Origin of the sequence: Nitratidesulfovibrio sp. HK-II (assembly GCF_003402415.2) — a bacterium.
In the GTDB taxonomy this organism is placed as follows: domain Bacteria; phylum Desulfobacterota; class Desulfovibrionia; order Desulfovibrionales; family Desulfovibrionaceae; genus Cupidesulfovibrio.
In genome coordinates, this window is record NZ_AP036014.1 from 255,001 (window position 1) to 267,852 (window position 12,852).

At 67.1% G+C, this 12,852-nt stretch carries 8 protein-coding genes, 2 rRNA genes and 1 riboswitch (1 of these 11 only partly in view); of the genes, 5 read left to right on the forward strand and 5 right to left on the reverse strand.

Features of this window, described 5'->3' with window-relative positions:
* The 3 genes from RVX_RS00930 to RVX_RS00940 form a co-directional block, all read left to right on the forward strand.
* A 23S ribosomal RNA gene (locus tag RVX_RS00930) occupies window positions 1-2,131 on the forward strand; it begins 797 nt to the left of the window's first position.
* 103 nt (window positions 2,132-2,234) lie between these two features.
* Window positions 2,235-2,349 (forward strand): 5S ribosomal RNA (rrf, locus tag RVX_RS00935).
* Window positions 2,350-2,584: 235 nt separating this feature from the next.
* Window positions 2,585-2,669, forward strand: a riboswitch (ZMP/ZTP riboswitch).
* 305 nt (window positions 2,670-2,974) lie between these two features.
* Window positions 2,975-4,183: a benzoate/H(+) symporter BenE family transporter gene (locus tag RVX_RS00940; protein WP_116307101.1), complete on the forward strand. Its 1,209-nt coding sequence runs from the start codon at window positions 2,975-2,977 to the stop codon at window positions 4,181-4,183.
* A 212-nt stretch (window positions 4,184-4,395) separates the two neighbouring features.
* On the opposite strand, the gene RVX_RS00945 is transcribed toward RVX_RS00940, so the two are convergent.
* Window positions 4,396-5,667 (reverse strand): HDOD domain-containing protein, encoded by a 1,272-nt coding sequence (locus RVX_RS00945; protein ID WP_116307099.1) that lies wholly within the window; start codon window positions 5,665-5,667, stop codon window positions 4,396-4,398.
* A gap of 422 nt (window positions 5,668-6,089) precedes the next feature.
* A complete protein-coding gene (locus RVX_RS00950; RefSeq protein WP_116307097.1) occupies window positions 6,090-7,778 on the reverse strand; it encodes a long-chain fatty acid--CoA ligase in 1,689 nt (562 codons plus the stop codon).
* 325 nt (window positions 7,779-8,103) lie between these two features.
* Between RVX_RS00950 and RVX_RS00955 the strand changes: the two genes are divergently transcribed.
* A complete protein-coding gene (locus tag RVX_RS00955; protein WP_007525771.1) occupies window positions 8,104-8,409 on the forward strand; it encodes a Dabb family protein in 306 nt (101 codons plus the stop codon).
* A 101-nt stretch (window positions 8,410-8,510) separates the two neighbouring features.
* On the opposite strand, the gene RVX_RS00960 is transcribed toward RVX_RS00955, so the two are convergent.
* Window positions 8,511-9,149 (reverse strand): class I SAM-dependent methyltransferase, encoded by a 639-nt coding sequence (locus tag RVX_RS00960; RefSeq protein ID WP_116307095.1) that lies wholly within the window; start codon window positions 9,147-9,149, stop codon window positions 8,511-8,513.
* 142 nt (window positions 9,150-9,291) lie between these two features.
* On the opposite strand from RVX_RS00960, the gene RVX_RS00965 reads away from it, so the two are divergent.
* The gene (locus RVX_RS00965) at window positions 9,292-10,227 is read left to right on the forward strand and encodes a LysR family transcriptional regulator (RefSeq protein WP_116307093.1); all 936 of its coding nucleotides are present in this window, start codon (window positions 9,292-9,294) and stop codon (window positions 10,225-10,227) included.
* Here RVX_RS00965 and trhA read toward each other — a convergent pair.
* Complete coding sequence (trhA, locus tag RVX_RS00970) at window positions 10,214-10,861, reverse strand: PAQR family membrane homeostasis protein TrhA (RefSeq protein WP_116307815.1); 648 nt, start codon at window positions 10,859-10,861, stop codon at window positions 10,214-10,216. The two genes, RVX_RS00965 and trhA, sit on opposite strands and share 14 nt — an antisense overlap.
* 284 nt (window positions 10,862-11,145) lie before the next feature.
* Complete coding sequence (gene ftsY / locus RVX_RS00975; protein ID WP_116307091.1) at window positions 11,146-12,528, reverse strand: signal recognition particle-docking protein FtsY; 1,383 nt, start codon at window positions 12,526-12,528, stop codon at window positions 11,146-11,148.
* Window positions 12,529-12,852 lie beyond the last annotated feature (324 nt).

A 12,852-nucleotide genomic window follows, 5' to 3' on the forward strand; every position in this document is an offset into this window, starting at 1 on the left:
TGGATGACTTGTGGATAGGGGTGAAAGGCCAATCAAACTCGGTGATAGCTGGTTCTCCCCGAAATATATTGAGGTATAGCCTCGGGAAATTGTCTTGCGGAGGTAGAGCACTGACAGGGCTAGGGGTCTCACCAGATTACCAAACCCTTTCAAACTCCGAATGCCGTAAAGATGTACCCCGGGAGTCAGACGGCGGGTGCGAAGGTCCGTCGTCAAAAGGGAAACAGCCCAGATCGACAGCTAAGGTCTCCAAATCCATGCTCAGTGGTCAAGGTGGTGGAGTTGTTCAGACAGCCAGGACGTTGGCTTAGAAGCAGCCATCGTTTAAAGAAAGCGTAATAGCTCACTGGTCTAATGACTCTGCGCCGAAAATGTAACGGGGCTAAGCATGGTACCGAAGCTTCGGGATCGCTTCGGCGATCGGTAGGGGAGCGTTCCCTGCGGGCAGAAGGTGTGCCGGAAGGCATGCTGGACTGCAGGGAAGTGATTATGCTGACATGAGTAACGATAAAACAGGTGAAAAACCTGTTCGCCGTAAACCCAAGGTTTCCTGGGTAAAGGTAATCTTCCCAGGGTTAGTCGGTCCCTAAGGCGAGGGCGAAAGCCGTAGCCGATGGAAAACGGGTTAATATTCCCGTACTTGCGCGAGTGTGCGATGGAGGGACGCAGGAAGGTAGGCAGGCCGGCTGTTGGCTTAGCCGGTGCAAGCAGGTAGGCTTGAGGGTAGGCAAATCCGCCCTCTTCAAGGCCGAGACGCGAGTCCGTGACCGCAAGGTCTGAAGCTGTTGAGCCTCTACTGCCTAGAAAAGCTCCTAAGTTTAGCGCGTGCGAACCGTACCGGAAACCAACACAGGTGGGTGGGGTGAATAACCCAAGGCGCTCGAGAGAACTCTGGCCAAGGAACTCGGCAAAATAACCCCGTAACTTCGGAAGAAGGGGTGCTCTTATGGGTGAAAGGATTTACTCTCCAAGCCCGCGAGAGCCGCAGAGAAATGAGGGTGGCGACTGTTTACTAAAAACATAGGTCTCTGCTAAGTCGCAAGACGACGTATAGGGACTGACGCCTGCCCGGTGCCGGAAGGTTAAGAGGAGAGGTCAGCGCAAGCGAAGCTTTGAATCGAAGCCCCGGTAAACGGCGGCCGTAACTATAACGGTCCTAAGGTAGCGAAATTCCTTGTCGGGTAAGTTCCGACCTGCACGAATGGCGTAACGATCTCCCTACTGTCTCGGCCAGAGACTCGGTGAAATTGAAGTCGCGGTGAAAATGCCGTGTACCCGCAGAAAGACGGAAAGACCCTGTGCACCTTTACTATAGCTTGACATTGGGTTTTGGGCTTGCATGTGTAGGATAGGTGGGAGGCTGTGAACTCTGTACGCCAGTATGGGGGGAGCCATCCTTGAAATACCACCCTTGCAAGTCTAAGGCTCTAATCCATGCCCGTTACCCGGGATGGAGACAGTGTCTGGTGGGTAGTTTGACTGGGGCGGTCGCCTCCCAAACAATAACGGAGGCACGCAAAGGTTCCCTCAGCCTGATCGGAAACCAGGCGTCGAGTGCAAACGCATAAGGGAGCTTGACTGCAAGACAGACATGTCGAGCAGGGACGAAAGTCGGCGTTAGTGATCCGGTGGTTCCGCATGGAAGGGCCATCGCTCATTGGATAAAAGGTACGCCGGGGATAACAGGCTGATCGCGCCCAAGAGTTCATATCGACGGCGCGGTTTGGCACCTCGATGTCGGCTCATCACATCCTGGGGCTGAAGCAGGTCCCAAGGGTACGGCTGTTCGCCGTTTAAAGTGGTACGCGAGCTGGGTTTAAAACGTCGTGAGACAGTTTGGTCCCTATCTTCTGTGGGCGTAGGAGACTTGAGAGGGCCTGTCCCTAGTACGAGAGGACCGGGATGGACGCACCCCTGGTGGTCCTGTTGTCACGCCAGTGGCACAGCAGGGTAGCTATGTGCGGAAGGGATAACCGCTGAAAGCATCTAAGCGGGAAGCCTGCCTCAAGATAAGGTCTCCCTCTCTTCGGAGCTGAAGGGCCCGGGTAGACAACCCGGTTGATAGGCTGGAGGTATACATGCGGTGACGCATTCAGCTGACCAGTACTAATAGCCCGTGCGCCTTGTTTTCTTCTCTACACTTCCTTTCCACCCTGTTTGATTACATCTTTCGGTCCCGGCCGATGTGGCGGCGCTCAATAGCCAGCCTTGCCGGACGGTGACCAGAAATTTGTGCTGGTGTCCATGGAGGAGGGGGTACACCCGATCCCATTCCGAACTCGGAAGTTAAGCCCTCCATCGCCGATGATACTGCGTACTCTTGCGTGGGAAAGTAGGCCGATGCCAGCACTTATTTTCAAAAGGGATGCAACAAACCGCATCCCGACCCATCACGCGAAAGGCCCCGGTGAGAAATCACCGGGGCCTTCGTGCGTTTGCGACAGGGGGGAAGCCGAGAGAGACGGGAAAGGCGGGAGCGGTCATTGCGGTCATCGCGGCCGTCACCATTGTCGTGCGCAAGGCCCCTTGCCTCCCCTGTCTTGACGCTGCTACGCCGCCGGTGCTAGCACCGGGCCTTACCCATTTCATTCCGCGCGACTGGCGAGAAAGTGGAGCAACACCACGAGGGAGCGCGGAATTGGTCAGCGCCGCTCGCCTGGGCCGCATCGGACACGATGCCGACATCGACCTTCCCCGTTCGAACGGGGAAGCCTGTCCGGAGGCCCCCCATGTGGCCATTCATGGTTTTTCGCCCACTTTGTTCCCCTTCATGCAGCGGCGGTGAGGCCGCAGGCGGCCGCAGCGCGCCCGCGCTTGCGGCGTTCCGTGCTGGCGCGTCGTGTTGCGCGGATGGCGGCTTTGGCCGTGACGGCGCGAGCCGACTCCTGATCCGCGTTTCCTTCGCGCATCTGTTCGCAGGCATCTCCTCTGCCCTCTCCAGTTCCGTTTCCGACCCCGACTGCAGGAGGTCCGCATGCTGAAGCGCACCCTGTCCGAATCGTCGCTCTCCGCGCTCGTGGCGGGCCTTGTGGCGGTCATCGTCTCGTACGCCGGACCCGCGGCGCTGATGTTTCAGGCCGCCGACGCGGCGCATCTGTCGCAGGGCCAGCTTTCCAGCTGGATCTGGGCCATTTCCATCGGCAGCGGGCTGACGGGCATCGGCCTCAGCCTGCGCTACCGCGTGCCTGTGATCACCGCGTGGTCCACCCCCGGCGCGGCGCTGCTGGCCGCCGGATGGACCGCCTACAGCTACCCCGAGGCCATCGGAGCGTTCATCGCCGTGGGCGTGGGCATCACCGTGTTCGGGGCCACCGGGCTGTTCACCGCGTTCATGGACCGCATTCCCAAGCCGGTGGTGTCGGCCATGCTGGCGGGCATTCTGTTCCGGTTCTGCGTGGACGTGTTCACCCGGGCGCAGGCCGCTCCGTTGCTGGTGGCCCCCATGCTGCTGGTATGGCTGGCGGCCCGGCGACTGGCCCCGCGCTATGCCGTGCTGTTGCCGCTGCTGGCGGGTCTGCTGGTGGCGGGGCTGACCGGGCAGCTGTCATTCGGTGCGGTGAGCGCCGCGCCCGCCATGCCGGTGCTGACCGCGCCGCACTTCACCGTGGGGGCGCTGCTGGGCCTTGGCGTGCCGCTGTTCGTGGTGGCCATGGCCGGGCAGAACGCCACCGGCCTTGGGGTCATGCGTGCGGCGGGCTATTCCACGCCGGGCAGCCCGCTGGTGACGTGGACCGGGGTCGCATCCACCCTGCTCGCGCCGTTCGGCTCGCACGGGGTGAACCTTGCGGCCATCACCGCCGCCATCTGCACCGGGCCGGAAGCCCATGCGGACCCGGCCCGCCGCTACTGGGCGGGCATCTTCTGCGGCGGTTTCTACGTGCTGGTGGGCACCTTCGGGGCCACGCTGGTGGGGCTGTTCACGGCCCTGCCCCAGGCGCTGGTGGCCGTGGTTTCCGGCCTTGCCCTGCTGGGCGCGTTTCTGGGCGGGCTGACCCAGGCCACGGAGGACCCGGTGTACCGTGAAAGCGCCATCGTCACCTTTCTGGTCACCGTGTCCGGGGTGAGCCTGCTGGGCGTGGGCTCGTCGTTCTGGGGGCTGTTGGCGGGCCTGCTGACGGCCGGGGTGCTGGTGGGGCCGCAGGCGCGGATGCAGGCGGCCATGCAGGTGGCGGCAAGGAAGTAGGCCGGGATTGAACGGGCGGGGCTGGAGGCGGAAACGCTACGCCCCTGCGTATGCCGCACAAGATGAAATGATCGGCGGCGTGGACGGGAACACCGTGCACGCCGCCGTGGTATTTGCGGGAAGGGAAAAAACGGGCGAAGTGAGCGGGTTGCGGCTGGAGTGCGTGCGGCCTGTGGCGCGGGGCCACTCCGGCTCCGGGGCCGCGCCGCCGGTCAGGACGCCTCGTCTCCGAACAGGGCCTGCTCCATGGCCTCGGTGTCGGCCAGCACGTGCCCCACCAGCGAGGAAAACGCCGCCGGGGTCAGCGGCAGCCGGTCCAGCGCGCCGAGGGCGGGCGGCCGCAGCAACTCGTCGCCCGGCATGTGGTGCCCCAGGGCCACGGCCATGAAGTCGCCCAGATGCACGTGCACGGTGATGTCGCTCCAACCGGCGGAATCCGGCTCGTGGTGCAGCCCGGCGGCCTCGGCCACGGCATCGCCCAGCCGCCAGTGGTCCAGCAGACGGCGGCCGATGTCGCAATGGTCGTAGCCCAGCAGTTCGCGTTCCGCCGCCTGGATGGGGACGCCCCCTTCAAGGGCGCGCCGCGAGATATGGGCGGCGATGTCCGGCAGGTTGCCCATCAGCAGCAGATGGCCGATGTCATGCAGCATGCCCGCCACGAAGGCCCTGCCTGGATCGCCCCCGCAGGCCAAGGCCAGGGCGCGGGCGGCGGTGGCCGAACAGGCGGCGTGCCGCCAGAAGGTACGCCGGGCGGCCGCGTCGCGGGGGGACATCAGGCGCATCAGCGACGCGGCGGCGACCAGGCTGAGAATCTGGCGCATGCCCAGCAGCATCACGGCGCGCCGCACCGACTCCACCGGCACCAGCGGGGCGTGCAGGGGGCTGTTGGCGATGCGCAGCACGGCGGCGGTAAGGTAGGTGTCGTGCTGGATGATTTCGGCCACGTCGTCCGGCGTGGCGTCTTCGGAGCTCACCACGGCGCTCAACCGCTGCACCACCTCTGGCGGCGTGGTCAGGGCCGGGCGGCGGGCCAGCAAGGCGGCCAGCGACGGCGTTTCCGTCAGGGGCGCGGGGGGGCGTGATGGCCGCGTGACGGCGGGTGTTACGGCGGATGCACCGACTCTCGCAGCTCCCGTGGTCCCCGGCATGCCTCCCGGCGGCGGCGATTCGCCCTGCCGGGCGGCTGCCTCGGCGTCGCGCAGCAGCCGTATGCGGGCCCAGGCGGCCAGTTCGGCCAGCAGCGGATGAGCGCGGTCCACCCTGGAGAAGCGGCGCGCCAGCACATCGTCGGCCCATGCGCCATGGACGGACGCGCTCTCGCCCTGGGGGCCTGGCGCACCGGGCGGGCTTGCCGGGCCGTTGCCGGGCCGCGCGTCAGCATCCCGCCCGTGGCCGGGCGAAAGAGTGGCGGCGTCCGACCCGGAGGCGGAAACAGTGGTATTGGTAGCGGAAGCGCGGGGCGCTCCGCTGCGGAAGAAACGCATGCTATGGCCGGGCGTGCCGCGCGGGGCGCGGGCAGAGTGTGTCCGTCAGACTGACGGATATCGCAGAGTGCGTTGCTTGAAAAGTATGTCCGTAGGGTATGGCGGGGCACACAACGCAGAACGGCTTGCGGACCGCCCGCAAGCCGATTTCTGCGTCATGCAAAGAAAGGAAGGATGTCTTGTTTAATGCACGCAGCGTGCCAAAGGTTGCGGGAGGGCCATGTTTTTGTATAACATGCTGATGCGAATGATGTTTTTCGCTTCTTGCATTCTCGCCGACATGCGGGCTGCGCGTGCAGGAAGTTGAACCTGCCGTGCCGGACCCTGCGGAGCGGCCAAGAAATTTGACCACCGCTCCGGCCCGGCGCGTGTCCACCCCGTGCCTGCCCCGCGTCTGCCTGTCTGGTAGCCTGTATGGCCGCCTACTGCTCCACGTACAGGTAGCGCTTGATCTTGTGGGTGGGCGTCTTCTCGAAGGGTTCGGTCTGCTCGATGACCTTGTGCAGCCGCGCGAAGGTGGACACCTTGGTGTTCACGTCGTTGCGCAACTCTTCCAGCAGGGCCTCCACCTTGTCGCGGGCCTTGGTGGCGGGCAGGCCGCCGAACTCTTCGTCCAGCCGCGCGTAGTCCAGGTGGATGCGCGCCGCCAGCCGCCCGTCCAGTTGGAACACCAGCGATTCCATGACGTAGGGCGACTGCTGGATGACCGCCTCCACCTCTTCGGGGTAGATGTTCTCGCCGCTGGGGCCGACGATGACGTTCTTCAGCCGCCCCTTGATGTACAGGTAGCCGTCGCGGTCGAACTTGCCGAGGTCGCCGGTGCGGAACCAGCCGTCTTCGGTGAAGACGGACGCGGTGATTTCCGGTGCCTTGGCGTATTCGCGCATCACGTTGGGGCCGCGCACCAGTATTTCGCCCTCGCCCGTGGCCTGGTCCGGCGCGTCGATGCGCACCTCTACCCCGGTCAGGGGCCAGCCGGTGGCGGTCAGGCGGGTGTCCGCCGGGCCGCAACCCGCCACGAGGGGAGACGTTTCGGTCAGGCCGTAGCCGATGGCGTACGGAAAGGACGCCTCGCGCAGAAAGCGTTCCACGTCGGGGGCGATGGCCGCGCCGCCGATGCAGAAGATGCGCAGCGCGCCGCCAAAGGTTTGCAGCAGCTTCTTGCCCGCCATGGCATGCAGCTTGCGGCGCACGAAGGGCAGCGCGTACAGCCGCCGCTTCAGCCAGGTGTCGGTGAACTTGGGCAGCACTGCGGACTTGAAGATCTTCTCGATGACCAGCGGCACCGACAGCATGGCCGTGGGCCGCACCTGGGCCAGCGCGGGCAGCAGGGCGCGCGCCGTGGGCGGCTTGTCCATGTAGTGCACGTGCGCGCCGTTCAGCACCGGCAGCACCAGGCCCAGGGTGCATTCGTAGGTGTGCGACAGCGGCAGGATGGACAGCATGCGGTCGCCAGGGGCCAGTTGCACGATGGTCTTCACCGTGTCCGCGTCCCACACGATGTTGCGGTGGGTAAGCACCACGCCCTTGGAATGGCCGGTAGTGCCCGACGTGTAGATGATGGCCGCCACGTCGTCCTCGCCGGGCTCTTCGGCGGCCAGGTGGGTAAAGCGCATGGCCTTGTCGCGCAGGCGGCGGAATTCGCGCAGGCCGCGTTCCTTCAGGTCGCGCAGCTTGTCGCGCGTGGCTCCCTGCTGGACGGGGTGGAAATTCTCTATCTGGATGAGTTCCGGCGGGGTGTCGAACTGGCCGTCTTCCAGCTTGGTGAACAGCCGTTCGGACACGAACACCACCTTGGATTCCGAATGGCGGATGATGTGGTGCACGGCATCGGCGTGGAATTCCGGCAGGATGGGCACGGCAACCGCGCCCATGGCGGTGATGCCGAAATAGGCGATGCCCCAGTTGGGCATGCTTTCCGAAAGGATGGCCACCCGGTCGCCGCGGGCCACGCCTTTTTCCGCCAGCAGGGCGGAAACCGTGGTGGCGTGTTCGAGCAGTTCGCGAAAGGTTATCGGCGTGCCGCCAATCTGCGACAGCGCGGGCTGGTCGGCGAACAGTTCGGCGCTGCGTTCCAGCACCCGCCTGAGGGTAAGCGTCTGCAACTCCATGCAAGCTCCTTCATGTGGGACTTCACGGATGTACGGCAAAGCCGGATTCGCCGCAATCCCATGCGACGCGGCAGGGCGCGCGGGGTGCGGCGTGCCGCCGAAACGTCACGCGGGCGAACGGGCGGCACCATGAAGGGGCGGGCAGAAATTGGCCAGGGGCTGGGCGGCCGTGTGCAAGGGGAGGTTGCGAACGCGCTTTTTCTGGATGGGGCGTGCGCAGCCGTACGCTGCGGTGCGCACGCATGCCCGTGCCGGTTGACCGCGCAGCCCGTCGTGTCGCATACCGGAAGGACCATCCAAACCCCAACGCCGCACGAGGTTTCCCATGCTCAAGCACATCGTCTGGTGGACCCTGAAGGACGAGGCCGAAGGCGCCTCCGCCGCCGAGAACGCCGCCAAGATGAAGGCCATGCTCGACCCGCTCATGGGCAAGATTCCCAGCCTGAAGGGGCTGGAGGTGAGCACCACCTTCCTCGGCACCACCACCGAGCCGGTGCAGATCATCCTGGTGTCCACCCATGACGACGCCGAAGGGCTGAAGGCCTATGCCGAACACCCCGAGCACGTAAAGTGCGTGGACTTCATCAAGAAGATCGTGGCCAGCCGCAAGGCCATCGACTTCACGGTGTAGCCGCGCGGGCCGGGCGTGCCCGGCGGTGCTTTTTTCGGGGCGGAAGAGCGCGGGCTCTTCCGCCCCGTGCCGTTTCGGAGGCGGGATGACCAACGGCGGCCTTACCGGGTGCCCGAGGCGACGAAGATGGCGATGCTGGCGCTGTCGCACCCGCAGGCGGATGTGGCGCAGCACGCGCCGCCCGCGTCCTCCACGCGCACGTCGCGCAGCCCGGCCTCGCGCAGCCAGCGGGCCATGTCATCGCGCCGGAAGCCCGGCCAGCGGTCGTGGTGTTCGCGCAGCAGAAAGGCGTTGTCGTGCAGGTCGAGGTCGGTCAGCACCACCCGGCCGCCGGGCCGGACGATGCGGGCCATTTCGCCCAAGGCAGCGCCGGGGTCGTCGGCATGGTGCAGGTACATGTTGGCGAAGGCGTGGTCCACCGCGCCGTCGGGCAGGGGCAGGGCGTTGCCCTCGCACACCCGGCAGTCCACCGGGGGCAGGCCGGGGCCGCCCGCCGCGAAGGGCTTGCGCCGCAACACGTCCAGCATGGCCGCGTTGGCGTCCAGGGCGATGACGCCCACCCCGCGCGCCACCAGTGCCTCGGTGACGAAGCCGGTGCCCGCGCCCACGTCCGCCGCCGTCTGGCCGGGGGCCAGCGGGGCGCGCGCGCAGGCGGCCTCGCGCACGGCCTCGGAAAAGAACCCCGCGCGCAGGGTGTCCCAGTTGTCCGCCACGGCGTCGAAATAGCCCTTGCATCCCATTTGCGTCCTCCTGCATGTTTCGTGTGGCCGTCGGATGCCGGAATGTACGCCCTCCCCGACCGAGCGGCCATTCGCATGTTCCGGGGGCGGGTTCGGAAAAGCAGAAGACGGGCTATGGCACGGGCCAGGCCCAGGGGGATGCATGGAACTCTATCAGCTGCGCACGTTCGCCGTGGTGGCGGACACCGGCAACCTGACCCGCGCGGCGGAACGGCTGCACGCCAGCCCGCCCGCCGTCAGCGCGCACATCCGCGCGCTGGAGGACGAACTGGGGGTGGCCCTGTTCCGGCGCACCCCGCGCGGCATGGAACTGACCGACGCCGGGCGCGACCTGCGCGAACGGGCGGGGGCGGTGCTGGCCGGGGCCGAGGGGTTGCGGGCGCGCGCCCTGGCCCTGCGCGGCGAGCCGGAGGGCGAGGTGACCATTGCCCTGCACGCGGCATCGAACCTTTTGCGGGTGGACGCGGCGCACGCCCTGCTGCGCGCATCCGCGCCCCGCGTGCGGCTGCGCCTGTCCCGCGCCATGAGCTGGGAAGTGGTGGACGCCCTGCGGACCGGGGAACTGGACGCGGGGTTCCTGTACCTGGCGGATCAGGGGGCGAATGACGGAGGCGCGCCAGTGCCGGAAGGGCTGGCCGTGACGCCGCTGGCGCGGGTGGGGCTGCACGTCATTGGCCCGCTGGAATGGGCGGATTTGCTGCAAGCGGGCACCCTGGCCGAACTGGCGGCCCTGCCGTGGCTGTGGGTGCCGTGCGAGTGCCCGTTCTGCCCGGTGATGGAACGGCTGTTCGCCGCTGTGGGCGTGGAGCCCACCGTGGCCGCCGTGGCGGAGCAGGAGGACGCCCTGTGCGCCCTGGCCGCTGGCGGAGCGGGGCTGACGGTGATGGTGGAGGCCGAGGCGCGCGCCGCCGTGGCCGAAGGCCGCCTGGCCCTGCGCGAACGGCCCGTGGCGCACGTGACGCTGGCCTTCGCGGTGCCCGCCGCCCGGGCCGAGGAGCCCGCGCTGGCCGCACTGCGCGACGCGGTGTGCGCCGCGTGGGATGCGGGACGTGGGGACGCCGCCCCTACAGCACGCTGACGTAGGAATACATGACCACGAAGTGGCAGAAGCTGCCCGCCATCACGAACAGATGGAATATCTCGTGGAATCCGAAGTGCCGGAAGCGGTTGGGGCGCTTGCGCGCATAGATCACCGCGCCCACCGAGTAGAACGCGCCGCCCGCCACCAGCCAGGCCAGGGCCCCGGCCTGCAGGTTCATGACCAGCGGGTAGATGCCGACCAGGGCCATCCAGCCCATGCCCAGGTAGATGCCCGTGGACACCCAGCGCGGCGCGTGCAGCCAGAATACCTTGGTGAAGATGCCCGCCACGGCCACCGCCCACACGCAGCCGAACAGCGACCAGCCCCATGGCCCGCGCAGCGGGATGAGGCAGATGGGCGTGTAGGTGGCCGCGATGTAGACGAAGATCATGGAATGGTCCACGCGGCGCATCAGGCGCACGCCCCGTTCCCGCAGCGGCAGCCAGTGGTACAGGGTGCTGGCCGTGTACAGCAGCACCATGGACACCCCGAAGACGGAAAACGTCACCACATGCCACGGCAAGAGGGGCGAGGCCGCGCGCACCACCAGCAGCACCGTGCCCAGCACGGCCAGCAGCGCGCCGATGCAGTGGGTGAGGCCGCTGACCGGGTCGCGCAGGCTGGATGCCATGCGGCGCAGCAGCGAGGCGGTGGGGGAGGGATGCAGGGCTGCGGTCATGCGGGTGTCCTCCTGGCGGGGGCACGGGGGAAGGGGCGCGGCGCGCGCCGAAACGGGCCGGACCTGACGGGCTGAAAATGGCGGGCGGACCACGCCGCCCCGTGCAGTTGGCATAGCCGGTTTCCGGCCCGCCGTCACGTGGGACGCGCGGGGGAAACGAAAGGGCGGAACGCCCGCGCCCCGTACCGGGTTTGCGTGCATTCCGCCCGAAGATGCGTTGCGGGGAGGCTTTCGGGCTATTCGGCCCCGGCTTGGCCTTCGTCGCGGCCCACGCCCAGCAGGGCCAGGGCAAAATCGCCGCCGTCGAAGGGGCGCAGGTCTTCCATCTTTTCGCCAAGGCCCACGAAGGTGATGGGAATGCCGAACTGCATGGCCACCGCCACCACGATGCCGCCCTTGGCCGTGCCGTCCAGCTTGGTCAGCACGATCTCGTCCACCCCGCAGGCTTCGTTGAACAGCTTGGTCTGCGAAAGGGCGTTCTGGCCGGTGGTGGCGTCGATGACCAGGATGGAGCGGTGCGGCGCGCCGGGGTGCTTGCGCTCCAGAATCCTGCGGATCTTGTGCAACTCTTCCATCAGGTTGACCTTGGTGTGCAGGCGGCCCGCCGTGTCCACGAACACGATGTCGTAGCCGCCCGCCAGCGCCACGTCCATGGCTTCGAAGGCCACCGCGGCCGGGTCGGACCCGGCGGACTTGGCGTGGAAGTCGGCCCCCACGCGCCTGGCCCACACTTCCAGCTGCTCGATGGCCGCCGCGCGGAAGGTGTCCGCCGCGGCGATGAGCACCTTCTTGCCCTGCATGCGGGCGCGGTGGGCCAGCTTGGCGATGGTGGTGGTCTTGCCCACGCCGTTGACGCCGATCATCAGCACCACCTCGGGCGGGGTCACGGCGGCGATGCGGCGAGGCGCGCGGAAGATGTCCTGCAATTCCTCGCGCAGCAGGTCGCGGAAGGCGGCGGGGTCGTCGGTGCCCGCCTTGCGGGCGCGTTCCTTGAGCCGCGTGGTGAGCTGCGTGGCGGGCTCGAAGCCCACGTCGGCCATGATCAGGATTTCTTCCAGCTCTTCCCAGAACTTCGCGTCGATGCGGCCATGCGAGGCCAGCAGGGCGTCGATGCGGCCGGTGATCTGCTCGCGCGTGCGGGCCAGGCCTTCGGTCAGCTTCAGGAACAGGCGGTTGCGCTCGTCTTCCTCGTCTTCCAGGTCAAGGGCAAGGGCGAGGCGGTATTGCAACTCGGAGCGAAAGTCGCGGACGTACTGGTAGTCCATGGCGGCAAGCCAGCGCCGGAAGTCGGCGATGAAGGCGTCAGCCTCGGCCTCCGGGGTTTCCAGCGCGGCGAACAGAAAGCGCAGCCGTTCCCACAGCGCGTCGCCGGCTTCGTCCACACCCGTCAGCACGTGGCCCAGCCACACCGACAGGCGCGGCTCGGACTGGCGCAGGGCGCGGGCCAGGTCGGCCCGCCACGGGGCGTCCTGTGGGGCGCCGGGCGCGGCGTCTTGCGCGGGCGCGGCTTCCGGGGCCGGTGTGGCCGGGGCCTGGGCCTCGGCTGCCGGGGTTTCCGGCGTGGGCGCGTCCGTCTCGCGGGGCGTCCACAGTTTCTTGATGGCGCTGAAGAAACCCATATGTCGTCCTCCAGATGCGGGGGAAGTGGCGGTGGGAAGCGTTGATGCCGCAGGGTCCGGCTGGCCGGGGGCGTGCCGGTTGCGGGGCCGCCACAACTTTGCCCAGAACCCCCGGCGAGTCAAGGTTGATGGGGCGCGCGGCAGCGTGCCCGGCGGGCGGGGCCTCGTCCCGTCCCGTCCCATCGTCGGCCCCATCACGTCATGCCCGGTTCAGTCCGGAACCATGCCGCCCCCTCCGGTCTCATCCGGGTTCGCCGGTACAGGCGCGCGCATCGCCCCACCGTGCCGCCCCCCTTGGCCGCGCGGCCCGCTTTCCGCTGCGGC